A 25,064-nucleotide genomic window follows, 5' to 3' on the forward strand; every position below is an offset into this window, starting at 1 on the left:
CAAGCATCGATCATGCCCACACTCAGGCGATCGCAAAGCCCCAGGTCAACCACCTTACGGCAATAAAGACACCCAGGCCGGAACACCACGACGTCGGAGATGCCGAGGCGGGCCGCCAGCTTCTGCAGCCCTTCGGGCTCGGCCAGGCCGGAGCGAGCCGCACGTCGACGACGTTGTACGTGTTCGCCCCGTCCTCCGTGGCGCCCGCGCAGTACACGATGTTCGCCACTTCCTCGGCCCGGCCCACAACGCCCTCGCTCACCAGGAACCCGGCGGCGAGCGCGAAGTCGTCCCCGGGCGTGCGCATCGTGATGGCCAGCGGTTTGCCGGCCAGCCGGATCTCCAGTGGCTCCTCCGCGACCAGCGTGTCCGGGCGCGTGCTCAGCGCTCCGTCCCGGATCCGCAGCACGCGCCGACGCTCGGTGATTCGTCCCATGCCGAGTCGCTTCCCCTGGTCAGCACTCGATGACGTTGACGGCGAGGCCGCCGCGCGCGGTCTCCTTGTACTTGACCTTCATGTCGGCACCGGTCTCCTTCATGGTCTTGATGACCTTGTCGAGGGAGACGTGGTGGCGGCCGTCGCCGCGCATCGCCATCTTCGCGGCCGTGACGGCCTTCACCGCGGCCATGCCGTTGCGTTCGATGCACGGGATCTGGACCAGGCCGCCGACCGGGTCGCAGGTGAGGCCGAGGTTGTGCTCCATGCCGATCTCGGCGGCGTTCTCGACCTGTTCGGGGCTGCCGCCGAGCATCTCGGCGAGCCCTCCGGCAGCCATCGAGCAGGCGGAGCCGACCTCGCCCTGGCAGCCGACCTCGGCGCCGGAGATGGACGCGTTCTCCTTGAAGAGCATGCCGATCGCGCCGGCGGCGAGCAGGAAGCGGACGATGCCCTCCTCGTCGGCGCCCGGCACGAAGTCGAGGTAGTAGTGCAAGACGGCGGGGATGATGCCCGCGGCGCCGTTCGTCGGAGCGGTGACGACCCGGCCGCCTGCGGCATTCTCCTCGTTCACCGCCATCGCGTAGAGCGTCACCCATTCCATGGCACGCCCCGCCGGGTCACCCTCGCTGCGCAGGGCCCGAGCCGCCGCCGCGGCCCGACGACGGACCTTCAGTCCACCAGGAAGGATGCCCTCGCGGCCCAGACCTCGGGAGACACAGGCCTCCATGACCCGCCAGATCTCCAGCAGACCCGCGCGGATCCTCTCCTCGGTGCGCCAGGCCTTCTCGTTCTCCAGCATCAGCGCGGAGATCGACAGGCCGGTCTCCCGGGAGAGCCGCAGCAACTCGTCGCCCGTGCGGAACGGATGGGGCAGCGCCGTGTCGTCGGGCTTGATCCGGTCCGCGCCGACCGCGTCCTCGTCCACGACGAAGCCGCCGCCCACCGAGTAGTACGTCTTCTCCAGCAGCGGCACACCATCGGCGTCGTACGCGAAGAGGATCATGCCGTTGGCGTGGTACGGCAGCGAGCGCCGCCGGTGCAGGACCAACTGCGTCGCGATGTCGAAGTCGATCTCGTGGGCCGGGCCGATCTCGGCACCGAGGAGGCGGACGCGTCCGGTGCCGCGGATCCGCTCGACGTCCAGGTCGGCCTGCGCGACGTCGACCGTGTGCGGCTCGTTGCCCTCCAGGCCGAGCAGCACCGCCTTGGGGGTGCCGTGGCCGTGGCCGGTGGCGCCGAGGGAGCCGAACAGCTCCGCCCGCACCGCGGCGGTCTGGGCGAGCACGCCGTCCTGCTTCAGCCTGGCCACGAACCTCCCGGCGGCGCGCATCGGGCCGACGGTGTGCGAGCTGGACGGGCCGATGCCGATGGAGAACAGGTCGAAGACGCTGATTGCCACGCCATACTCCGTGGGATTGGTGGGGGCGTGACGAACGGTCACGGCACGCCCTGGGCAAGGTTGTCGGTTACAGGCCGGGGTACAGCGGATGCTTGTCGGCCAGGGCCTTGACCCGGGCCTTCAGTGCCTCCGCGTCGGCCTCCCCGAAGGGAGAAGGCGCCTTGATCGCCTCGGCGATGACGTCCGCGACCTCGGCGAAGTCCTCGGCCCGGAAGCCGCGGGTGGCCAGGGCCGGGGTGCCGATGCGCAGTCCGGACGTCACCATCGGCGGGCGCGGGTCGTTCGGGACGGCGTTGCGGTTGACCGTGATGCCGACCTCGTGGAGACGGTCCTCGGCCTGCCGGCCGTCCAGCTCGGAGTCGCGCAGGTCGACCAGGATCAGGTGCACGTCCGTGCCGCCGGACAGCACGTTCACCCCGGCCTCACGGGCGTCGGCAGCCGTCAGCCGCTCGGCCAGGATCTGCGCGCCCTCGACCGTGCGGCGCTGGCGCTCCTTGAACTCCTCCGACGCCGCCACCTTGAAGGAGACCGCCTTGGCCGCGATCACGTGCTCCAGGGGGCCGCCCTGGAAGCCCGGGAAGACGGACGAGTTCAGCTTCTTCGCGAAGTCCTTCTTCGCCAGGATGATGCCACCGCGCGGCCCGCCCAGCGTCTTGTGCGTCGTGGAGGTGACGACATCCGCGTACTCGACCGGGTTCGGGTGCAGTCCCGCCGCGACCAGACCCGCGAAGTGCGCCATGTCCACCCACAGGTACGCCTCGACCTCGTCCGCGATCCGCCGGAACTCGGCGAAGTCCAGCTGGCGCGGGTACGCCGACCACCCGGCGATGATCACCTTCGGGCGGTGCTCCTTGGCCAGCCGCTCCAGCTCGGCCATGTCGACCAGACCGGCGTCGTCCACGTGGTACGGAACGACGTTGAACTGCTTGCCCGAAAAGTTGATCTTCATGCCGTGGGTGAGGTGGCCGCCGTGCGCCAGGTCCAGACCCAGGATGGTGTCGCCGGGCTGGGCCAGCGCGAACAGGGCGGCCTGGTTGGCGGAGGCGCCGGAGTGAGGCTGGACGTTGGCGTACTCGGCGCCGAACAGCTCCTTGATCCGGTCGATGGCGATCTGCTCGGCGACGTCGACGTGCTCACAGCCACCGTAGTAGCGACGGCCCGGGTAGCCCTCGGCGTACTTGTTGGTCAGGACCGAACCCTGCGCCTCCATCACCGCGAGCGGCGCGAAGTTCTCGGAGGCGATCATCTCCAGGGTGGACTGCTGGCGCTCCAGCTCGGCGTCGACCGCGGCGGCCACCTCCGGGTCGAGCTCGTGCAGGGGCTGGTTGAACAGGGTCATCGGCGGTCTCCTTGGGTGTGGGCACAGTGGGCGGCGTAGGCATCGGGGGTCAGCGCGCCGGCGATGTTCTCGACCCGCAGCCCGAACAGCCAGCCGCCGGTGTAGGGGGCGGCGTTGACGACGCCGGGGTCGTCGGCCAGAGCGGGGTTGACTTCCAGGACCCGGCCCGAGGCGGGGGCGTACAGGCCGCGGACGGCGGTCCGTGACTCGATCCGCCCGCAGCTCTCCCCCGCCTCGCCCCAGGTCCCGACGTCGGGCAGTCGGAGGTGGACGACGTCACCGAGCGCTTTCGACGCGAACGCGGTGATACCGACGGTGGCGTTGCCCTCGTCCACGACCAGCCACTCGTGGTCCCAGGTGTAACGCAGGTGCCGCGGAATGCCCGGGGCGGTCTCTCCTGCAGATTCCAGGGAGAGTTGGGACGCGGAGCTCATGACGCGACGGCCGCGGCGGCGGGGACGAGGGTGCGGCGGAGCCGGTTGAAGAACTTTGGCCGGTTGAGGGAGAGCACGGCGACGGGGGGCCCTCGCGCCGGTCGACGGCCGTGAACGTGCGGCTGTCGATGTCGCCCTCGACGACCTCGGGCTCGGCGCCCGGGGCGGCGTACCCGGCGACCTGGATGCAGGTCTGGTACTGGTCGGACCAGAAGTACGGCGGGGTGAGCGGGGCCTCGGCCGACACACCGGTCAGCAGCGTGCGGGCGGCGGTCTTCGCCTGCTCGGTGGCGTTGCTCCAGTGCTCGATGCGGGCGTGCCGTCCGGTGAACGGGTCGGGGCAGCGGGCGACGTCACCGACGGCGACCACGCCCGGCACGCCGGCCGAGCAGCCGGCGTCGCACACCACGCCGTCGTCCACCAGCGCACCGGAGCCGGCGAGCCAGTCGGTGTTGGGCCGCACGCCCACACCGGCCACGACGATATCGGCGGGCAGCACCCGCCCGTCCGCCAGCCGTACGCCCGTGACCCGGCCCTCGCCGATCAGTTCCGCCACGCCGGTTCCGCACAGCAGCCGGACCCCGTGATCACTGTGGAGCGAGGAGACCACCAGCCCCATCTCGCGCCCGAGTTGACGCTCCAGAGGGACTGGGAGCGCCTCGACGACGGTGACGTGGAGTCCGAGCCGGTGCACGGTGGAGGCCACCTCGGCGCCGATGAACCCGGCGCCGATGCCGACGACCCGGGGCAGGCCGTCGAGCAGTTCGGCGCGCAGGGCCTGGGCGTCCTCCAGAGTGCGCAGGGTGTGGACGCCCGCCAACCCGTCGGTGGCCGGGAAGGTACGAGGGGCGGCGCCGGTCGCAATGACGATGCCGTCCGTGCGCACATGCCGTCCGCCGGCCAGGGTGACGGTAACGGGGTCGAGCCGCACGGCGCGCTCGCCGAGCAGCCACTGCGCGTCCAGGACCTCGCACTCGTCCGCGTCGCCGAGCGCGAGGGCGGCGGCGTCGATGTCGCCCTTGAGGAAGTCCTTGGACAGCGGCGGACGGTCGTAGGGAGCGTGGCGCTCCTCCTCCACGACGACGATCTCGCCGTCGTAGCCCTCTGCGCGCAGCGCGCGGACCGTGCTCAGGCCTGCCAGCGACGCTCCGACGACGGTGATGCTCCTCATGCCGGCTCCAGACGGAGAGGTGTCTCACATAACACAACAGTATCCGCTATGCGCAACATGCTTTCCGCGCGATGCGGGCATTGTCAAGAGTGGCGGCATCTTTCGATTTCTGATGATGCTTGGCGTTGTGCGATCCGCAACCCACGCATGACGAGAAGCCCCGCCGCTTCCGGTTACGGCGCCGGCTCGTCCCACTGGTCCAGGAGCAGGGCGCCCATGGCTTCGTCGAGCCCTGCCTCGGTGGCATCCAGGGACTGTTCGCTCCAGATGACCTTGCCGCGATCGGTGTACCGGGTGCCCCAGCGCCGGGCGGACTGCGCGACGAGGAACAGCCCTCGGCCGCCCTCGTCGGTGGTGGCGGCGCGGCGCAGATACGGGGACGTGCTGCTGCCGTCGGAGACCTCGCAGATCAGGCTGTCCCGGTCGGACAGAAGCGGGAGGCGGATGGGATCGCCGCCGTAGCGGATGGCGTTGGTGACCAGTTCGCTGAGGATGAGTTCGGTGGTGAAGGGATCTCGTCCAGCCCCCAGTCCCGGAGCCGGCGGGCGCAGGCGGGGCGCAGGGGGCCGAGGGCAGCGGGGTCGCGGGGTATGTCCCAGTCGGCGACCCGGTCCCGGGTCGGCCGGGCGGGGTCGTCCCGTCGCCCGGTCCGCGAGCAAATGGCCCAGGAACGACTTGCGGGAGGCGCCCACAAGGACGGGGTGGCCGAGTACACGGACCTCCCCGAGGCGGCCCAGCAGCTCCCAGTTGTGCTCGGGCGCCTTGGCGAAGCCCGGCCCGGGGTCGATGATCAGGCAGCCGGGCGGGATCCCCGCCTCCAGCGGGGCCTCGGCCCTCAGCCGCACTCCTCGACCGGCGGGCGTGCCGTACCGGGGCGGGTCGACTCACCACCCACGTCCACGATGTCCGCTCCCTGCTCGAGCAGCGTGAGTCCGTGCGCGACGGCCGCGTCCGCGGCGAACGACAGCCCGCCGTCGGAGAACGAGTCCGGGTGGCGTTCACGACACCCATGACCAGCGTCCGGCCCGGGGCGCGGAAGTCCGTGCGGGTGGAGTTCCGGCGTTCCCGGGTACGGAGGGGTGGTGGCGTGGGCCGTGGTGGTCACAGGGGTCCGACTTTCCGTGCGTGTCACGAGAGTTGCTCCACGAAGTCCTGTGGGAGCCCCGCGGTGGAGCTACCACAGGGGCGACTCGGCGGCAACCCCGCATAGGTCGCTCAGATGTACTCCGCCGCCGCGTCGAGCAACCAGTCCGCCAGATAGCCGGCGAACGACGAGCGGGCCAGGACCCAGAATCCGGCCCTGGGTTCGTCCCGGGCGACCAGGACGACCTGCGTGCGGCCCAGTGTCGTCTGGGCGCAGCGTCCGTAGCCGAAGGTCCGCGGATGCAGGTCCAGCGGGCAGCCGTGGGCCAGCAGGTCGTGGGCGCGGGGGCCCGTGACCAGGAGCGTGGTGCGCTGCGCGGAGACGTCGATGACCGAGACGGGCTCGTCTCCCGCGGCCTGACGGATCCGGCTCTCCAGGTCCCGTTCGCTCCCGGGCGGTCCCACGAGCAGCCACTCGTCCGGGCCGAGCCACAGCGCGGTCAACTCCCCCGCGCGCGCGACGGTGTTGGGCTGGAGGGGCAGTGGGAGGTCCAGCGCGAGCCCGACGGCTTCCGCCGCCGCTCCCTTGGCGTCGAGGCGCACGTTGAGCTGGGCCAGGAAGGGGAGTTCCGCCAGCCGGATCGCACCTTCGGACATACGTGTCGCGGCGGCCAGGCGGTCCGCGACCTGTGACAGGGGGCTGCGGAGCGGGGCGGTCAGGGCGTTGTCAGCCATCGCGGCGGGCTCCCTCGGGGTCGTAGAGGACGGGGCTTGCGACGGTCACTGGGACCAGTCGGTCGCCCACGGGGGCGTACAGCCGTTCGCCGATGCGGTCCCGGCCGCCCTTGATCAGGGCGAGCGCGAACGTTCGGCCGAGCGCCGCGCTGCGGTAGCTGGAGGTGACGTGGCCGAGCATCGGGACGGGCGGGGTCGGCGGCACACCGTCGGCGATCAGATGGGTGCCCTCCGGGAGGAAGGTTCCCGCGTCTTCGGGTAGGAGGCCGACGAGCTGCTTGCGGTCGGGGCGGACGGTGTCGGCGCGGGCGTAGGACCGCTTGCCGATGAAGTCCGGCTTCTTCTTCGACACCACCCAGTTCATGCCGAGGTCCTGGGGAGTGACGGTGCCGTCGGTGTCCTGGCCGATGATCGGGTAGCCCTTCTCGGCCCGCAGGACGTGCATGGTCTCGGTGCCGTAGGGGGTGATGCCGTACGGGGCGCCGGCCTGGTACACGGCCTCCCAGAGGGCGAGGGCCGCCCAGGGCGACACGTTGATCTCGTAGGCGAGTTCGCCGGAGAAGCTGATCCGGCACACCCTGGCCTCGATGCCGGCGACCGTGGTCTCCCGCCAAGCCATGAACGGGAAGTCGTCGTTGGCGACGGCCAGTCGGGGTGCGAGCGAGCCGAGTACCTCGCGGGACTTGGGACCGACCAGGGCGACCGTGGCCCACTGCTCGGTCACGGACGTGCAGTGGACCTTCAGCTCGGGCCACTCGGTCTGCAGCCACTCCTCCATCCAGTCGAGTACGACGGCTGCGTTGCCCGTCGTCGTGGTGACCAGGAAGCGGTCCTGGGCGACGCGGATGACCGTGCCGTCGTCGAAGACCATGCCGTCCGGGCGGCACATGACGCCGTAGCGGATCATGCCGACCTTCAGGGTGCTCATCATGTTGGTGTAGAGCAGGTCCAGGAAGACGCCGGCGTCCGGGCCCTGCACGTCGATCTTCCCGAGGGTGGAGGCGTCCATGAAGCCCACACTCTCGCGGGTCGCCCGGCACTCGCGCAGCACGGCGGCTTCCATGTCCTCGCCGTTCTGCGGGTAGTACCAGGGGCGCTTCCACTGGCCGACGTTCTCGAACAGGGCGCCGTGCGCGACGTGCCAGTCGTGGATGGCGGTCGTGCGGACCGGGTCGCTCAGCGCGCCCCGGTCGCGGCCCGCGAGGGCGGCGAAGGAGACCGGGGTGTACGGCGGGCGGAAGGTCGTCGTGCCGAGCGCCGAGATGTCCACGCCGAGGAGTTCCGCGACCACCCCGCTGGCCAGGACGCCGGAGGTCTTGCCCTGGTCGTTGGCGGTGCCGGCCGTGGTGTAGCGCTTGGTGTGCTCGACCGAGCGCAGGCCAGCGCCGGTCGCGCGGGCCAGGTCGTCGACAGTGACGTCGCGCTGGAGGTCGACGAATCGGGGGGCGTCCGAGCTGCCCGGGACGACGTACACGTGCATCGGTGCCGTCTGTCGCGGCTGTGCCGCCACCGCCGGGAGGCGGGGCGCCTCGGGTGTGTAGCCCTCAGCCTCGATGGCACGGGCACCGGCGGCCGCGCCCTGTGCCAGGACAGTGGCCGGGTCGAGGACGCCGCTCGCGCTGCCCACGACCTCGACCGCCTGGCGGCAGGTGTCGGGCACGAAGGAGCCCAGCGCCTCGTCGTGGCGCAGCTTGCCGCCCGACTGGCTGAACAGGTGCGCCACCGGGTTCCAGCCGCCGGAGACCAGCAGCAGGTCGGCAGCGAACTGCCGCTGTCCGGCGGACTCTCCGTACGGGGCGACGGTCACGGCCGTGAGGCGCGTGTCGTCTTCCGTGCCGGTGACGGCATGGCCGGGCAGGACTTCGATGCCGGCCGCTCTCGCGCGCTCCGCCCACTCCCCCGGTTCGGGGCGCGTGTCGACGATCGCCGTGATGGCCAGGCCCGCCGCGGTGAGGTCCAGCGCTGCCGCGTAGGCGCTGTCGTTGGTGGTGAAGACCACCGCGTGGCGGCCGGGCAGGACGCCGTGGCGGTTGACGTAGGTGCGGGCCGAGGAGGCCAGCATCACTCCGGGGCGGTCGTTGTCCGCGAAGGCCAGCGAGCGCTCGTGGGCGCCGGTGGCGAGGACGACGCGGCGGGCGCGGATGCGCCAGACGCGTTCGCGGGAGACGTTCTCGGGGGCCTCGGCACCGAGGTGGTTGGTGCGGCGCTCGACGGCGAGGAGGTGATTGTCGTCGTAGTAGCCGAAGACGGTGGTACGGCGCAGGAGGCGGACCTCGGGTTCGGCTTCCAGTCGCTCGGCGACCGACGAGACCCAGTCGAGGTGTTCGGCCGTGCCCAGGAGGCTGCCGCCCGGCTCCGGCTGGTCGTCGGCCAGGATGACGCGGGCTCCGCTACGGGCGGCGGCCGCCGCCGCGGCGAGGCCTGCCGGGCCCGCGCCGACGACCAGCAGGTCGCAGTGGGCGTGTACGGCGTCGTAGCGGGCGGGGTCCGGTTCCGTGGCGAGGCGGCCCTGGCCGGGGAGGCTGGTGGCCACGAGGCCGTCGTAGAGCTCGACGGTCGTCGCGGGCAGCATGGGCTCCGGGAAGGGCTCCTCGATCTGGACGACCGCGTTGGGCTCTTCGACGCCGACGGAGAAGATGCCGCGGGGGCGGCCGAGCTTGATGCTGGTGCCGGCCTGGATGACGCCGTTGGCGAGGAGGGCGGAGGCGAGGGTGTCGCCTCGGTAGCCCTGGTATTCGGTGCCGTCGAAGGTGAAGGTGAGGGGGGTGTCGCGGTCGATTCGGCCGCGGGTGGGGTGGCGGAACGGCTGGCCCGCGGCGGAGCCGCTCAGGGATGCAGCGCCCCCGCCGCCCCTACCCGTCCCGTCCTGAAGGGGCTCCGCCCCTTCGACCCCGCCAGGGGGCTCCGCCCCCTGGACCCCCGTCGGCCCCGAAAGGGGCTCGTCCTCAAATGCCGGACAGGCTGACAACAGCGGCCTCGGCTCAACAGTTGCCGGGCGTTCTTCCCCCGCTCCGTACACCGCCAAGATCTCGTTCGTCGCCGTGTCCCGCACCATGTTGAACCAGCGGCGGCAGCCCGCCGCGTGGCTCCAGCGCTCGGCGAAGGGGCCCTTCGGGTTGTCGCGGAAGAACAGGTAGCGGGCCCACTCCTCGTCGGTGAGGGCCGCCGGGTCCTCCGGGTAGGGCACGTGGGCCTGGCCGCCGTAGTGGAACTCGGCCTCGTCGCGGGGCCCGCACCACGGGCAGTGGATGAGCAACATGGTTCGGCTCCCTAGTGGGCCACCGCGGCCGCGCCGTGCTCGTCGACGAGCGCGCCGGTGGTGAAACGGTCGAGCGAGAAGGGGGCGTTGAGGGCGTGCGGGGTGTCGTGGGCGATGGTGTGGGCGTAGACCCAGCCGACGCCCGGGGTGGCCTTGAAACCGCCCGTTCCCCAGCCGCAGTTGAGGTAGAGGTTGTCGACGGGGCTGAGCCCGACGATCGGTGAGGCGTCGGGGCTGACGTCGACGATGCCGCCCCAGGTGCGCAGGACATGGGCGCGGGCGAAGACCGGGAAGAGCTCCACGGCCGCGGACATCTGTTCTTCGATGATGTGGAAGGCGCCGCGCTGGGTGTAGGAGTTGTACGCGTCGATGCCCGCGCCCATGACCAGCTCGCCCTTGTGGGCCTGGCTGACGTACACGTGGACCGCGTTGGACATGACGACCGTCGGGTGCACCGGCTGCAGCAGTTCGGACACGAGCGCCTGCAACGGGTGGCTCTGGACGGGGAGTTCGATGCCCGCCATGGCGGCGAGGACCGAGGTGTGGCCAGCCGAGCAGAGCGCCACCTTGCCGGCCGCGATGAGGCCGAGGCTGGTCTGGACTCCGACGACCCGGTTGCCGACCACGTCCAGGCCGGTGACCTCGCAGTTCTGGATGATGTCGATACCCGCGGCGTCCGCCGAGCGGGCCAGGCCCCAGGCCACGTAGTCGTGCTTGGCGATGCCCGCGCGCGGCTGGTAGGTGGCGCCCAGGACCGGGTAGCGCACGTCCGGGGAGATGTTGACGATCGGGCAGACTTCCTTGACGCCGTCCGCGTCGAGCCACTCCGCGTCCACGCCGTTGAGGCGGTTGGCCTCCACGCGGCGCACGCTGTCGCGGACGTCCTGGAGGCTGTGCGCGAGGTTCAGCACGCCGCGCTGGGAGAAGAGGATCGGGTAGTCGAGCTCCTCCGCCAGGCCCTCCCACAGCTTGAGGGCGTGCTCGTAGATGCCGGCGCTCTCGTCCCACAGGTAGTTGGAGCGGATGATCGTGGTGTTGCGGGCCATGTTGCCGCCCGCGAGCCAGCCCTTCTCCAGCACGGCGACGTTCGTGATGCCGTGGTTCTTGGCCAGGTAGTGGGCGGTGGCCAGGCCGTGTCCGCCGCCGCCGACGATCACTACGTCGTACGACCGCTTCGGCTCAGGCGTACGCCACAGCCAGTCGGGGTGGTCGGGAAGGTCGGCGCCGGGGGTGCGGGGGCTCATCGGACGTCTCCGTCTTCTGAAAGGTCTTCTGAAACGTGCGGATACTGCGGGTACTTGGGGACGTGCGCGTTCATACTGCGGTGGCGTTCCTCTCGGCGGCCTCGACGACGTTGGCGAGCAACATCGCTCGGGTCATGGGGCCCACTCCGCCGGGCATGGGGGCGAGCCATCCGGCGACCTGGGCCGCGTCCGGGTGGATGTCGCCGACCAGCCCGTCGTCGGTGCGGGTGATGCCGACGTCCAGGACCGCGGCGCCGGGGCGCAGCATGTCCTTGGTGATCAGCCCCGGCGAGCCTGCGGCCGCGACGACGATGTGCGCCTCGCGTACGTGCCAGGCCAGGCCCTTGGTGCCGGTGTGGCAGAGGGTCACGGTGGCGTTCTCGGAGCGGCGGGTGAGCAGGAGGCCGATGGGGCGTCCGACGGTGATGCCCCGGCCGATCACGCACACCCGCGCTCCGGCGAGCGGGACGTCGTGGCGGCGGAGCAGTTCGACGATGCCGCGCGGGGTGCACGGCAGCGGGGCCTCGACGCCCAGGACGAGCCGGCCGAGGTTGACGGGGTGCAGGCCGTCGGCATCCTTGGCCGGGTCCATTCGTTCCAGTACGGCGTTGGCGTCCAGCTGGCGCGGGAGCGGGAGCTGGACGATGTAGCCGGTGCAGGCCGGGTCGGCGTTGAGCTCGTCGATGACATCCTCGACCTGCTGTTGCGACGCGTCGGCGGGCAGGTCCCGGCGGATGGAGGCGATGCCCACCTGGGCGCAGTCGCGGTGCTTTCCGCCGACGTAGGCGTGACTGCCGGGGTCGTCACCGACCAGGACGGTGCCGAGGCCGGGCGGGCGGCCGACGGCAGCGGTCAGCTTGGCCACGCGCTCGGCGAGTTCGCGGCGGATGTCGGTGGCGGTCGCCTTGCCGTCGAGCAGCTGTGCGTTCACCGGCAGTGCTCCTTTCCCTTCAATTCGGTCCTGTGCTGGCCACGGAGGTGGGTCATGGTCGGGTCGAACAGGGGTTTCTCGGCGACGACCGCCTCGACGCCCGGGTCGAGACAACCGATGTCCGTGGTGGTGCCGGGGGCGGCGAGTTCGGCGGGGAGCCGGCGTGGGCGATGCCCTTGCTGATGATGTAGCCGTAGGCGGCGCTGGTGACGTGGCCTGCCAGCCGGTCCCGGTCGGGTCGTCGATGTCGGGACTGCGCCGGAACGGGACGTCTCGGAACGGGTGGCACGTCGATGTTCGTCACCACTCATCCACGACTAACATTCGACTGATATATAAGAGATCTGTCAAGGACCCATCGAGCCTCTTTTCCCGCTCAGCGCCAGCCCGCCGCACAAGGACCTCTTGAGTTCGGCGACTCGACCCTTGACCGCCGCCCGTCTGTCACATAACGTGCCCACAACTAGTATATCAGTTGCGTGTCACTCTGAGGGAGGTCGTCGTGGCAGAGGTTCCATCGCAGGCGAAATGCGTCGTGATCGGGTCCGGCATCGTCGGCAACAGCCTGGTCCACCACCTGGCGCGGCTCGGCTGGCGCGACATCGTGCAGCTCGACAAGGGCCCCCTGCCCAACCCCGGTGGCTCGACCGGTCACGCCTCCAACTTCATCTTCCCCGTCGACCACTCCCGCGAGATCACCGACCTGACGCTGGACTCGATGCGCCAGTACAAGGAGCTGGGCGTCTTCACCGAGTCCGGCGGCTTCGAGATCGCGCGCACCGAGGAGCGCATGGAGGAGCTGCGCCGCCGGATGTCCAGCGCCAAGGCCTGGGGCATCGAGGCGGAGCTGGTCTCTCCCGCGTTCGTCAAGGAGAAGGTGCCGTTCATCGAGGAAGACCAGTTCATCGGCGCCTTCTGGACCCCGAGCGTCGGCGTCGTCGACTCCCTGCGCGCGGGCACGATCATGCGTGACGGCGCCATCGCGAGCGGCGCACTGACGAGCGTGCCCAACGTCGAGGTGGTCGGCCTGGACGTCGAGGACGGGCGGATCCGCCGGGTGCGCACGAACAAGGGCGACATCGAGGCCGAGTACGTCGTGATCGCCTGTGGCGTGTGGAGCCCGAAGATCGGCGACATGGCCGGTGTCAGCATCCCGCTGACTCCCGCCGTCCACCAGATGATCTCCGTCGGCCCCTGCCCGCAGCTGTCCGGGCTGCCCGGCGAGATCAACTTCCCGATCGTCCGGGACATGGACACCTTCTGCTACGAGCGCCAGCACGGCGCGGACATGGAGGTGGGCTCCTACGCCCACCGGGCGATCCTGCACGAGCCGGAGGACATCCCGAGCATCGAGCAGTCCAAGCTCAGCCCCACCGAGCTTCCGTTCACCTCCGACGACTTCGACCCGCAGCTGGAGCAGGCCTATGAGCTGATGCCGGAGTTGCTGGGCGCCGAGGGCGCGGAGATGCGGTACGCGATCAACGGCCTGCTGTCGCTGACCTGCGACGGCAACCCGATCCTCGGTGAGAGCCAGGTGAAGGGGGTGTGGACGGCGGCCGCGGTGTGGATCAAGGAGGGGCCGGGCGTCGGCCGCGCGGTCGCGGAGTGGATGACCCACGGCCACAGCGAGATCGACATCTCCGGGGCCGACATCGCCCGGTTCTACCCCCACCAGATGCGCCGCGAGCACACCCGGCTGCGCACCACCGAGTCGTTCATCAAGACCTACGGGATCATCCACCCCGCCGAGCAGTACGAGTCCGACCGCGGGCAGCGGCTCTCCCCGATGTACGAGTCGGAGAAGAAGCTCGGCGCGGCCTTCTTCGAGGCGGTTGGATGGGAGCGGCCGCAGTGGTACGAGTCCAACGCCGACCTCCTCGAGGTGTACGGCGACCGCGTGATGCCGCGCGAGCACGAGTGGGACGCGCGCTGGTGGAGCCCGATCATCAACGCCGAGCACCTGCGGATGCGCGAGGCCGCGGGCGTCATCGACCTGACCGCCTTCGCGATCTTCGACATCACCGGTCCCGGCGCACTGGACGCCGTACAGCGCACCTGTGTCGCGCAGTGCGACGTGCCGGTCGGCAAGGTGATCTACACCCCGGTGCTCGACCGCAAGGGCGGGTTCCGCTCCGACCTCACCGTCATGCGCCTGGGTGAGAACCACTTCCGGGTCGTCACCGGCGGCGCGCACGGCATGGCTGACAAGAAGTGGTTCGCCGACCAACTCGGCGACGACGCGTCCCTTGAGGACCTCACCGACGGGATCTCCACGATCGGGCTGTGGGGCCCGCGGGCCCGCGACATCCTGTCGCAGCTGACCGATGCGGACGTGTCCCACGAGGACTTCAAGTTCCTCACCTGCCGCGAGATCGACCTCGACGGCATCCCCGTGCTGGCCTCCCGGATCTCCTACGTCGGCGAGCTCGGCTGGGAGCTGTACGTCTCCTTCGACCAGGCCACGGCGGTGTGGGACAAGCTGCTCGCGACGGGCGCGCCGTACGGTGCCCGCCCGGTCGGCATCGGCGTCTACGTGACCACCGCGCGGATCGAGAAGGGCTACCGGGCCTTCGGCAACGAGCTCGACGGCGAACGCACCATCGTCGAGGCGGGCATGCAGCGGCCGAAGGTGAAGGGTGCCGACTTCATCGGCAAGGAGGCCTACCTCGAGCAGCGCGCCGGTGAGCCCGCGGCGGTGCTGTGCACGCTGGCCGTCGACGACCACACGTCGGCGTCCGGGGTGAAGCGGTACATGCTCGGGGGCGAGCCGATCCGCACCCGCTCCGGCGAGGCGCTCGTCGACGGGCACGGGCACCACCCCTACGTCACCGCCGCCGGCTCGGCCCCCTCGCTGGGCAAGCACCTGCTGATGGCGTACCTGCCGCCCGAGCAGGCACGGGTCGGCAACGAACTCGCGGTCTCCTACATGGAGGAGCTCTACCCGGTGACCGTGCTCACCAACGACGCCACGCCCCCCTTCGACCCGGACAACGAGCGGATCCGCTGATGGCGGTGCTGTCAGTGGTCGGGCCTGTCGAGACCACGAGAGGTGAACGATGACGAACGTATTGGTCTGCATCAAGCGGGTCCCTGACTCCTCCGGTGAGGTCCTGCTCACCGACGACCAGCAGAGCGTCGACGGGAGGTACGTCGGCTTCACCGTGAGCAACCACGAGAGCTGTGCGGTCGAGCTGGCGGTCCAGACCGCCGAGGCGACCGGCGGCACGGTCACGCTGCTGACGGTCGGCCCGTCCGAGGCCACCGAGCAGCTGCGGGACACGCTGGCGCTCGGCTGCCACGCCGCCGTACTCGTGGAGGCGGAGCCGGGCCGGTTGGGACCGGCCGACGTGGCCCGGGAGATCGCCCACGTCGTGCGGGGGAAGGAGGCCGCGGGCACGTACGACCTGATCCTGCTCGGCAACGACGCCGCCGACAGCGGCGACTTCCAGGTGGGCATCCGGCTGGCCCACGCGCTCGGCCGGCCGGTGGTCAACGGCGTGTCGACGGTCGAGGTGGCCGACGGCCGCCTGACCGCCCGCGGCGACGGCCCCGACGGCGAGGAGACCTACTCGCTGCCGCTGCCCGCGGTCGCCACCGTGCTGGAGGGCGGGGTGGAGCCGCGCTATCCGACGCTGAAGGGCCGGATGGCGGCCAAGAAGGTCCAGATCGAGACCCTGCCCCTGTCGGCCGAACCCGCCGGAGCCAGCCGGGTGAAGCTGCTGCTGCCTCCGCCCGCGCCGTCGACGGTCGAGGTGCTGGGCGAGGGCCCGGAGGCGGCCGGTGCGGTCGCCGACCTGTTCGCAAAGCTGGGGGTGACCCGATGATTCTGGTGCTGGTCGAGACCGAGAACGGCGCCGCGAGCGAGATCTCGCTGGAGACGCTCGCCTTCGCCCGGTCGCTGTCGGCCGAGGGCGGCGGCATCGCCATCCGCGCGGTCGTGGTGGGCGCGGTAGAGAACCGCGACGCGCTGGCGGCCGAACTCGGAACGCACGGCGCGGCCGAGGTCCTGCACGCGGTGGGCGAGGCGTTCACGTCGTACTCCGGGGCCGCCTGGGCTGCGGCACTGCAGGCGATCCGCGAGTCGACCCGCTCCGTCGTGGTCACCGCCGCGGGCTCACCCCGGGGCAACGAGGTGCTGGCGCATCTGGCCGCCCGGCTCGACGTGCCCATGGCCGCCAACGCGACTGCGTTCCACGGCCTGGCGCCGTTCGTGGTGACCCGGCAGGTGGTCGGCGGGGCGGCCCTGGAGGAGATGAAGCTCGACCAACGGCCTGCGGTCTTCTCCGTCGCCGGCCACTCGTGGTCCGTGTCGCCGGTCGAGGGCGCGTCGCCCGCCGCTTGGGTGGAGGTGACCCCCGAGGTCGCCGAGTCCGACCTGGTGGCGCGGGTCGTTTCGACCGGCACCAAGGAAGTCGACCACTCCGACTCGTTGAAGTCCGCCAAGGTCGTCGTGGGCGCCGGGCGCGGAGCTGGTGGTGCAGACGGCTTCGGCGCGGTCACCGAGCTCGCCGGGCTGCTCGGCGGCGCGGTCGGTGTGTCCCGGGTGGTCACCTCGCTGGGCTGGCGGCCCCACCACGAGCAGGTCGGCCAGACCGGCTCCCGGATCAGCCCGGACCTGTACATTCCGTGCGGGATCTCCGGCGCCATCCAGCACTGGGCCGGCTGCGCGTCGTCGAAGACGATCCTCGCGATCAACACCGATCCCGAGGCTCCGATGATGACCAAGGCGAACTACGCCGTCGTGGGCGACATGCACGAAGTCCTCCCTGCGGTCATCGAGGAGCTCAAGTCGCGCGGGGTGAGCGGTTGACGCACGTGACCCACTGCTGCTGAGTGACTCACGGCAGCGGGAACCGAGGATCTCGCCGCCATTACGAAGCAGCTCATCGCCGTGGAGCGAGGCTGCGGCAACTGCAAGGGATGCCGCAGCCTCCTCCGCTTTGTCACCACGGGACGGGTCGCCGAAACCGCCGTCGGCGACACCTGGCGCAACGCAACCTGCGCCCGAGTTGGACCGCATGCACCTGGTCACCCTGGCCACCCCCGGCGGACGGGCCGCGCAACGCTCCGACACGCCCCCGGCCAGGGGACCGTCCTTGAGGAGCCCTGATGCAGATCTTCGCCATGGTGGCGTCGCTGGCGCTCACGCTGGCCGCCCTGTTCGTCCTGGTCCCCGCTGTCCGGAGCATGCTCCGGGTGATCCGGATGGGCCAGCCCGCGAGCCCGAGCCGCACAGGCGATCCGGTCGCTCGTACGGTCACCATGCTCAAGGAGACCGTGCTGCACACCCGGATGCTCCAGTGGACCTGGGTCGGCGTCATGCACTGGTTCGTGTTCGCGGCGTTCATCTTTCTGAGCACCGCGGTGGTGGGCGCCTACGTCCAGCTCTTCGACCCCGAGTGGGCGTGGCCGATCGCAGGCCACTGGTATCCCTTCGAGTGGTTCAGCGAGTTCATCGGCGCGCTGAGCACAGTCGGCATCATCTGGCTGATCGTCTACCGGCAGAAGCACCACCCCCGCAGCGAGGGCCGTAAGAGCCGGTTCTTCGGCTCGACGTTCTGGCAGGCCTACTTCGTGGAGTACCTGGCCCTGCTCGAAGGTGCGGCGATCCTGTTCATCCGGGGCGCGGAGTACCACCTCGCCGACGATGAGCACGCAACCCGCGCGCACTTCCCCCTCTCGTCCTGGCTCGGTGAGGCGCTCTACCCGGCCGGCCAGAGCGCCAACGAGAACCTGGTCCACTTCATCGCGTTCTTCAAGATCGCGCTGGCGATGGTCTGGCTGATCGTCATCGGCCGCAACCTGACCATGGGTATCGCCTGGCACCGGTTCACCGCCTGGTTCAACATCTGGTTCAAGCGTGAGTCCTCGGGCCGTACGGCGCTGGGCGCTCTCAAGCCGCTCGCCGTCGACGGCAAGGCGATCACGCTGGAGGGCCTCGACGACCTCGACGAGGACGCCGCCCTCGGCGTCGGAGCGATCGAGAACTTCTCCTGGAAGGGCCTCCTCGACTTCACCACATGCACCGAGTGCGGTCGCTGCCAGTCGCAGTGTCCGGCCTGGAACACCCAGAAGCCGCTCTCGCCGAAGCTGCTGATGAAGGGCCTGCGCGAGCACACCTACCTCAAGGCCGCCGGCCTGGCCGGACACACCGACCGGGCGCTGATCGGCAAGGGCGACGCGGGCGGTGAGTCCTACAACCCCGAGGGCGCCGACTTCGTCGTCGACGCGGATGTGCTCTGGTCGTGCACGACGTGCGGCGCCTGCGTCGAGCAGTGCCCGGTCGACATCGAGCACGTCGACCACATCGTCGACATGCGCCGCTACCAGGTACTGATCGAGTCGGACTTCCCCGCCGAGCTCAACCAGGTCTTCAAGGGCCTTGAGACCAGGGGCAACCCCTGGAACATGGCGGCGAGCGCACGCATGGACTGGGCCAAGGGCCTGCCGTTCGAGGTCAAGGAGGTCGGCAAGGACCTCGAGTCGCTGGAGTCGGTCGACTGGCTGTTCTGGGTCGGCTGCGCCGGCGCTTACGAGGACCGGGCCAAGAAGACGACCCGCGCCGTCGCCGAGCTGCTCCACATGGCCGGCGTTTCCTTCGGCGTACTCGGCAACCACGAGACCTGCACCGGCGACTCCGCCCGCCGCGCCGGCAACGAGTTCGTCTACCAGGCCCTGGCCCAGGAGAACGTCGAGACCTTCAAGGAGTTCAAGGTCAAGAAGGTGGTCGCGACCTGCGCCCACTGCTTCAACACGCTGAAGAACGAATACAAGGAATTCGGTATCGAGCTCGAGGTCGTCCACCACACGCAGTTGCTCAACCGGCTCGTGCGCGAAGGCAGGCTGAAGCCGGTCGCCCCCGAGCCCGGCACGAACACGCGGTCGATCACGTACCACGACCCGTGCTACCTCGGCCGGCACAACCAGGTCTACAGCCCGCCGCGCGAGCTGCTGTCGGCGCTGCCGGGCGCTTCGTACGTCGAGATGGAGCGCAACTCGGAGCGGTCCTTCTGCTGCGGGGCCGGCGGTGCCCGGATGTGGATGGAGGAGAGCCTGGGCGAGCGGATCAACATGAACCGCAGCACGGAGGCCGTCGGCACCGGTGCCGACCAGATCGTGGTCGGCTGCCCGTTCTGCCGGGTGATGCTCTCCGACGGAGTCACGGCACTCCAGGCCAAGTCCGAGGCCCGCGAGGAGGTCGAGGTCCTCGACGTCGCACAGATGTTGCTCGCCTCGGTCAAGGCCGGTGAGAGCGCGACCGAGGCCGAGAAGGCGCCCGCCGGTGCTCCCGCGGCCACTCCCGCCGCCGCGGCTGTCCCGGCCGCCCCTGCCGAGCCCGCCGCCTCCGGCGCCTCCGGGCCGTCGTTGTTCGCCGAGGCACCGGCGAAGGCACCCGCGAAGCCGGTCTCCGGCGGATCACTGTTCGACGCGCCGACAGCCGAGCCGACTCCTGCGCCGGCCACCACAAGCAGCTCACTCTTCGACGAAACACCCCCCGAGCACACGCCCCCCACCGGATCACTGTTCGACGAGCCCACAGCCGAGCCGACTCCTGCGCCGACCGTCTCGGGAGGGTCGCTCTTCGACGTCCCGACCGACGAGGCTCCGGCGCCCGCGACCACCGGGACGCCGGAGCCGACCGCCGAAGCCGCCGCGAAGACCGCACCATCAGGCTCCCTCTTCGACATCGAGGAGGAGCCGGTGGCACAGCCCGACCCGAAGGCCGAGGCTGCGTCGGAGGCCGAGCCTGAGCAGCACGAGGTCACGGAGAAGCCGAAGGGCCTCTTCGACCTCTGATCACTTAGACCCGGTAAAAGACCGTGTGCCCCCATGCCGGAATCCGGCATGGGGGCATTGGTCTGCTGAGCCTGCCGAGCGACGGGCCGGGCCCGGACACGGCGGATCTGCCGGCGCTCAGCGGTCGGGGACAGGCTCGTTGCCGCCCGGTGCACTCGCGCAGGTCGCCCTCGGCCTGCGCGCTCCCAGTTGGTCAGGCGCCCACCCCGCGCAAGCGGGAGTCTCGTCCCGCAGTCAGTCGGCGAGCGCGCAGAAGGTCAGAGCACGCCGCGGATCTCACGGGCAAAGCCGGCGATGTGTTCGCGGGTGAGGCGCTCGGCTCGGTCGGCGTCGCCGTCAGCGACGGCGTCGAGCAGGTCCGCGTGCTCGGTGATGTGGTGTGCAAGGTCAGGAAGCCGGTCGATGACCAGGCACCAGATGCGGGTGGCCAGGTTGTCGTAGCGGATCAGCACGTCCTCGAGGTGTGGGTTGCCGGCCGCCTTGTAGATGAGCCGGTGCAGCGACATGTCCATCCGCATCATTGCGGTGCGATCATCGCGAGGCCTCTCGAGGCTCCTCACCTCGTCGGCCTTGGCGCGCAGCGCGTCGCGCATGGCGCTACTGGCCTGAACGGCGGCCCGCCGTGCCGCGAACGGCATGAGCTGCTCGCGGATGTCGGAGATCGCGCCGAGCTCGGTCACGTCGATGGCGGTGGCGAATGTGCCCCGGCGCGGGTAGGACACCACGAGATGGTCGGTCTCGAGTCGCTTGAGTGCCTCGCGAACAGGTGTGCGTCCGACGCCGATCTCCGTGGCAAGCTGATTGTCGTTGATCGGCTCGCCGGGCCGGATGTCGAGCATGACCAATCGATCCTGAAGGCGCTCATACGCCAAGTCGGCCAATGACATCGGCGCCGAGTCAGCCACGGGGGAGACCTCGGGCGTGTTCATCTTTCGGCCGCCTCTTCCTTCGCGCGCCACTGTGGGCATCAAGCGTCCTACCTCTGACATACTTCAAATATATCAGCTTGCTGTGGTCGGCATCGGAAATTGGAAGCGCCGAAACACAAGGGGGCCCGGCAGGCTGTCGGCGCAGCCTGCCGGGCCCTTCTCAGGGGTTGCCGTCCAGTCCCCCCGACCGGGTGCAGCGACCCGGCCGAGCGGCACTACTTGATCCAGGCCTTCACCTTGTCCGGGTTGGCCTCGACCCACTTCTTCGCCGCCGCCTCAGGGGTCATCTTGTCCACCGCGATGTACTTGGCCACGAGGTTCTGGTCCTCGTTGGTCCAGGTGAAGTTCTTGACCAGGTCATAGGCCGGGCTGCCCGACTTGGCGAACTTCGCGCTGACGATCTTGTCCAGCTTGTACACGGGATAGTCGCAGTCGACCTTCTCCTCGTCGGCGTCGCAGCCCTCCTTGTACTCGGGCAGCTTGACCTTCTCCAGCGGCACCTCGGACATGAACCACTGCGGCTCGTAGAAGTAGCCGATCACCCATTCCTTGTTCTTCTCCGCCCTGCGGAAGGCCTGGATGAGGGCGGTCTCACTACCTGCGTACACGACCTTGAAGTCCAGCTTCAGGTTCTTCACCAGGGCCGCGTCGTTGGTGACGAACGACGGGTCGCCGTCGAGGAGCTGGCCCTTGCCGCCGGACTCGGACGTCTTGAACTCGGCCGCGTACTTGTTGAGGTTCTTCCAGTCGAGGATGTCGGGGTGTTCCTTGGCCAGCCACGGCGGCACGTACCAGCCGATGAGGCCTTCGTTGCCGGTCGGGCCGGCGTCGACGGCGGTCTTCTGGCCGGTGATGTACTTCTTCTTCAGGTCGTCGTGACCCCAGTTCTCGACGACGGCGTCGACCTCGCCCGTCCCGAAGCCCTGCCAGGCGATCTCTTCCTTGAGATCCTTCTTGGTGACCTTGCAGCCGAGGTCCTGCTCCGCGACGTACGCGATCACCGCCGCGTTCGCTTCGTACCCCACCCACGGGTTGACCGCGAGGTTGAAGGTGCCGCACTTGCCGGATCTGCCCGAACCGCCGGCGTCCGAAGAGCTGTCACCGACCTTCGCACCGCCACAGGCGGTGAGGGTCAGTCCGAGGACAGCCACGCCCACTATGCCGGCCGCGCCGACTCTCCGCTGTCTTGCTTGCCTTGCCATGGTCAGTTGCTCCTTACGCGCTGGTACGCCGCGCCGCTGCCTGAGTGATCCGGTCGAACATGACTCCGAGAAGGACGATGGCGAGCCCCGCGGCGAGCCCCTTCCCGAACAGCTGACCCTGCGAGAAGCCGGCTACGACGTCGTAGCCGAGGGCGCCGGCGCCTACCAGGCCGCCGACCACAACCATCGACAGCACGTAGATGAGGCCCTGGTTGGTCGCGAGAGTCAGGGCGCCGCGTGCCATCGGCAGTTGAACCTTGGTGATGATCTGCCAGGTGTTGCACCCAGCGGAGGTCGCCGCCTCCACGGTCGTCGCGGGCACGTTCCGCACGCCGTCCGCGATGATCTTCATGGCGACGGGAGCCGCGTAGACGACAGCGGCGACGATCGCCGTGAAGCGGGTCGCGCCGAACAGCGCGAGGAACGGTACGAGATAGACGAACGGCGGCATGACCTGAGCCGCGTCCAAGGTGGGCCGGATCAGCCGGTCCACCAGCGCGCTGCGTCCCATCCACACACCGAAGACGACGCCGAGCAGCATCACGAGCACCGTGGCGACGAGGGTGGACGCCAGCGTCGTCATGCCGTCCGACCACACACCGGTGCCGACCAGCAGGCCCACGCACACCGCGGTGGTGACACCGGCGCGCCAGCTGCCGAGGACGACGGCGAGTGCGATCAGTACCGCGCCGACGAGCCACCACGGGGAGTCGGTGAGCAGCGCCTGGAACGGGTTGAGCAGGCTGTTGGTGATGGCGTCCCGGAATGCGTTGGTAACGCCCGAGAGGTTGTCCTGCACCCAGGTGGTCACGCTGTCCGCCGTGCTCCTGATGGCGCTGCCGGTGCCTCCCTCGCCGGGGAACTCCGCCGCCCACAGATAGGTGTGGGACAGATAGGCCAGGACCGCCGTGACCGCCGCACCTGCCGCCAGCAGCGGGCGTCTCCAGGTCAGGAAGCGGTTCTTCGAACGGCGGGCGGCCGCCTCGCGTGCGCTCGCCGCGGTGGTGACCCGGTCCAGCACGATGGCCATGACGACGATGGCCAGACCCGCGTTGAAGGCCGTGCCGACGTCGAGCGTCTGGAGTGCCTGGACGACGGTCTTGCCAAGGCCGGGCGCGTCGATCAGGGCGGCGATGGTCACCATGGCCAGGGCGGCCATGATGGTCTGGTTGACGCCCATCACCACGGTCCGCTTGGACATCGGCAGCAGGACCTTCATGAGGGACTGCCGTCGCGTGGCACCCAGCGAGTCGGCCGCCTCCACCGTCGTCTCCGGTACGGAGCGGATGGCGTGCGCGGTGATGCGGATCGTCGGCGGCGCCGCGTAGATCAGCGTGGCGATCGTGGCGGAGGCCGGGCCGATCTGGAAGAACAGCGTCAGAGGGGCCAGGTAGACGAAGGTCGGCATGGTCTGCATGAGGTCCAGGAAGGGCGTCACGAACCGGTTGAACCGGTCGGACAGCCCCGCCCACACACCCAGCGGGATCGCGAACACCAGCGCCACGAAGACGGCGGAGACGGTGAGCGCCAGCGTGTCCATGCTCTCCTGCCACAGGCCCTGAAGGCCCAGGAAGGTGAAGCCGGCCACCGCCAGCAGCGCGACCCGCCAGTTGCCCACGGCCCAGGAGACATAGCCGACGATGCCGACGACACCGAGCCAGCCGATCTGCGGGACGGGGCGGCCGACGGGCGCCTGCGCGATCAGCTCCTGGATGAAGGTCACCAGGTTGTCGATGACCAGGCGGATCTCGTTGAAGAAGTACAGGAAGACGGGGTTGGAATTGCGGTTCGCGCCGATGGAGTCGTTGACGTCGTTGAACCACCGGTGCAGATCGGTGAGGTCGGCCGCCGCGAGGGCGAGGGTCTGCTTGCCGCGCAGTACGACGAACAGCACCAGCCAGACGACCAGGATGGCGCCGACCACCATGGGCCGGCGGACCTTGCGTGTCTCGTCGACAGGAGCAGCCGGCTCGGCTGCCTGTGTCTTCTCGGGTCTCTCCACGGCGACGGTCATCACGCGCCGCCTTCCTGCCCGACGACCACCGCGAGGATCTCCTCGTCGCCGACGATGCCGAGCAGCTTGCCGTTCTCGATGACCTTGACCGGCCTGTCGGCCGCCAGCACCGCCCGGGTGGCCTCCTTCACCACGACGTCCGGGCCCAGTTCGGGACCGTCCAGTTCGTCGCCGTCCTCCGGCGCCCGCATGATCCAGCGCAGGGTGAGCACGTCGCCGCGCGGCACGTCCTTGACGAACTCGCGCACGTAGTCGTCCGCCGGGGCACCCACGAGTTCGTCGCCGGTGCCGCACTGGACCATCTTGCCGTCGCGCATGATGAGGATGCGGTCGCCCAGTTTGAGGGCCTCGGAGAGGTCGTGGGTGATGAACACCATCGTCTTGCCGACCTCGTGGTGCAGGCGGATGACCTCGTTCTGCATGTCCCGACGGATCAGCGGGTCGAGCGCCGAGAACGGCTCGTCGAAGAAGAGCACGTCCGGATCGCCGGCCAGTGCCCGGGCGAGGCCCACGCGCTGCTGCATGCCGCCCGACAGCTGGTCGGGGTAGGAGTTCTCGTAGCCCGCGAGGCCGACCAGCTCGACGACCTCCCGGGCCCGCTTGGTCCGCTTGGCCTTTCCCATGCCGCGGATCTCCAGCCCGAACGCCACGTTGTCGACGACGCGACGGTGGGGCAGCAGACCGAAGTGCTGGAAGACCATGGAGAACTTGCGGCGCCGCAGATCGCGCAGGCGCTTGTCGTCGGCCTGGCGGATGTCCTCGCCCTCGAAGACGACCTCACCGGCGGTGGGTTCGATCAGGCGGGTCAGACATCGCACCAGCGTGGACTTGCCGGAGCCGGACAGGCCCATCACGACGAAGACCTCGCCGGGCGAGACGTCGAAGTGGACGTCTCGTACGGCGGCGGTGCATCCGGTGCGGTCCATGAGCTCACGGCGGGTGAGGCCGCACAGCTCTTCGGAGTCCGGGACCTGGTCGGCCTTCGGCCCGAACACCTTCCACAGCCTGCGCACGGAGATGACCGGGGTGGAGCCCGAATCCTGGGGCGTGCCGCGCCACTGCGGCACCTCGGTCTTTGTGGTCACGTT

At 69.9% G+C, this 25,064-nt stretch carries 15 protein-coding genes and 5 pseudogenes; 4 read left to right on the forward strand and 16 right to left on the reverse strand.

Annotated elements, in window-relative coordinates; genetic code table 11:
• Positions 1 to 133 precede the first annotated feature (133 nt).
• From ACFV2X_RS23005 to ACFV2X_RS23060, 12 genes and pseudogenes are all read right to left on the reverse strand, one after another.
• Positions 134 to 436, reverse strand: a pseudogene (locus tag ACFV2X_RS23005) (formate dehydrogenase accessory sulfurtransferase FdhD); the annotation flags it as partial.
• Positions 437 to 455: 19 nt separating this feature from the next.
• Positions 456 to 1,838: an L-serine ammonia-lyase gene (locus ACFV2X_RS23010; protein ID WP_385619346.1), complete on the reverse strand. Its 1,383-nt coding sequence runs from the start codon at positions 1,836 to 1,838 to the stop codon at positions 456 to 458.
• Positions 1,839 to 1,905: 67 nt separating this feature from the next.
• The gene (glyA, locus tag ACFV2X_RS23015; RefSeq protein ID WP_385619348.1) at positions 1,906 to 3,177 is read right to left on the reverse strand and encodes a serine hydroxymethyltransferase; all 1,272 of its coding nucleotides are present in this window, start codon (positions 3,175 to 3,177) and stop codon (positions 1,906 to 1,908) included.
• Complete coding sequence (locus ACFV2X_RS23020) at positions 3,174 to 3,512, reverse strand: glycine cleavage system protein H (protein ID WP_385619512.1); 339 nt, start codon at positions 3,510 to 3,512, stop codon at positions 3,174 to 3,176. Before ACFV2X_RS23020 ends, glyA begins: the two co-directional genes overlap by 4 nt.
• Positions 3,513 to 3,607: 95 nt before the next feature.
• Positions 3,608 to 4,782, reverse strand: a pseudogene (locus tag ACFV2X_RS23025) (NAD(P)/FAD-dependent oxidoreductase).
• A gap of 173 nt (positions 4,783 to 4,955) precedes the next feature.
• Positions 4,956 to 5,398 (reverse strand): annotated as a pseudogene (locus ACFV2X_RS23030) (ATP-binding protein); the annotation flags it as partial.
• An 88-nt stretch (positions 5,399 to 5,486) separates the two neighbouring features.
• Positions 5,487 to 5,627, reverse strand: a pseudogene (locus ACFV2X_RS23035) (dihydropteroate synthase); the annotation flags it as partial.
• On the reverse strand, positions 5,618 to 5,887 hold the full coding sequence (locus ACFV2X_RS23040) for a dihydropteroate synthase (protein ID WP_385619350.1): 270 nt from the start codon (positions 5,885 to 5,887) through the stop codon (positions 5,618 to 5,620). The pseudogene ACFV2X_RS23035 and the gene ACFV2X_RS23040, both read right to left, overlap by 10 nt.
• 110 nt (positions 5,888 to 5,997) lie before the next feature.
• Entirely contained in the window at positions 5,998 to 6,600 is a 603-nt protein-coding gene (locus ACFV2X_RS23045) for a sarcosine oxidase subunit gamma (RefSeq protein ID WP_385619353.1), read from the reverse strand.
• Complete coding sequence (locus tag ACFV2X_RS23050; RefSeq protein ID WP_385619354.1) at positions 6,593 to 9,859, reverse strand: sarcosine oxidase subunit alpha family protein; 3,267 nt, start codon at positions 9,857 to 9,859, stop codon at positions 6,593 to 6,595. The genes ACFV2X_RS23045 and ACFV2X_RS23050 overlap by 8 nt, the downstream gene beginning before the upstream one ends.
• Positions 9,860 to 9,870: 11 nt before the next feature.
• Positions 9,871 to 11,103, reverse strand: a complete 1,233-nt coding sequence (locus tag ACFV2X_RS23055) for a sarcosine oxidase subunit beta family protein (RefSeq protein ID WP_385619356.1) — start codon at positions 11,101 to 11,103, stop codon at positions 9,871 to 9,873.
• 70 nt (positions 11,104 to 11,173) lie between these two features.
• Entirely contained in the window at positions 11,174 to 12,034 is an 861-nt protein-coding gene (locus tag ACFV2X_RS23060) for a bifunctional methylenetetrahydrofolate dehydrogenase/methenyltetrahydrofolate cyclohydrolase (RefSeq protein ID WP_385619358.1), read from the reverse strand.
• A 502-nt stretch (positions 12,035 to 12,536) separates the two neighbouring features.
• On the opposite strand from ACFV2X_RS23060, the gene ACFV2X_RS23065 reads away from it, so the two are divergent.
• The 4 genes and pseudogenes from ACFV2X_RS23065 to ACFV2X_RS23080 form a co-directional block, all read left to right on the forward strand.
• Complete coding sequence (locus ACFV2X_RS23065) at positions 12,537 to 15,041, forward strand: FAD-dependent oxidoreductase (protein ID WP_385619360.1); 2,505 nt, start codon at positions 12,537 to 12,539, stop codon at positions 15,039 to 15,041.
• A gap of 49 nt (positions 15,042 to 15,090) precedes the next feature.
• Complete coding sequence (locus ACFV2X_RS23070; RefSeq protein ID WP_385619362.1) at positions 15,091 to 15,858, forward strand: electron transfer flavoprotein subunit beta/FixA family protein; 768 nt, start codon at positions 15,091 to 15,093, stop codon at positions 15,856 to 15,858.
• Positions 15,855 to 16,844, forward strand: coding sequence for an electron transfer flavoprotein subunit alpha/FixB family protein (locus ACFV2X_RS23075; RefSeq protein WP_385619364.1), 990 nt, complete (start codon positions 15,855 to 15,857; stop codon positions 16,842 to 16,844). Before ACFV2X_RS23070 ends, ACFV2X_RS23075 begins: the two co-directional genes overlap by 4 nt.
• A 299-nt stretch (positions 16,845 to 17,143) precedes the next feature.
• Positions 17,144 to 19,315: pseudogene (locus tag ACFV2X_RS23080) on the forward strand ((Fe-S)-binding protein); the annotation flags it as partial.
• 773 nt (positions 19,316 to 20,088) lie between these two features.
• On the opposite strand, the gene ACFV2X_RS23085 reads toward ACFV2X_RS23080, so the two are convergent.
• The 4 genes from ACFV2X_RS23085 to ACFV2X_RS23100 form a co-directional block, all read right to left on the reverse strand.
• Positions 20,089 to 20,760 (reverse strand): GntR family transcriptional regulator, encoded by a 672-nt coding sequence (locus ACFV2X_RS23085; protein WP_385619366.1) that lies wholly within the window; start codon positions 20,758 to 20,760, stop codon positions 20,089 to 20,091.
• Positions 20,761 to 20,975: 215 nt separating this feature from the next.
• Entirely contained in the window at positions 20,976 to 21,962 is a 987-nt protein-coding gene (locus ACFV2X_RS23090; RefSeq protein WP_385619368.1) for an ABC transporter substrate-binding protein, read from the reverse strand.
• 13 nt (positions 21,963 to 21,975) lie between these two features.
• A complete protein-coding gene (locus ACFV2X_RS23095; protein ID WP_385619370.1) occupies positions 21,976 to 23,976 on the reverse strand; it encodes an ABC transporter permease in 2,001 nt (666 codons plus the stop codon).
• Positions 23,976 to 25,061, reverse strand: a complete 1,086-nt coding sequence (locus ACFV2X_RS23100) for a glycine betaine/L-proline ABC transporter ATP-binding protein (RefSeq protein WP_385619371.1) — start codon at positions 25,059 to 25,061, stop codon at positions 23,976 to 23,978. Before ACFV2X_RS23100 ends, ACFV2X_RS23095 begins: the two co-directional genes overlap by 1 nt.
• Positions 25,062 to 25,064 lie beyond the last annotated feature (3 nt).

Source organism: Streptomyces sp. NPDC059679, assembly GCF_042734105.1.
In the GTDB taxonomy this organism is placed as follows: Bacteria; Actinomycetota; Actinomycetes; order Streptomycetales; family Streptomycetaceae; genus Streptomyces.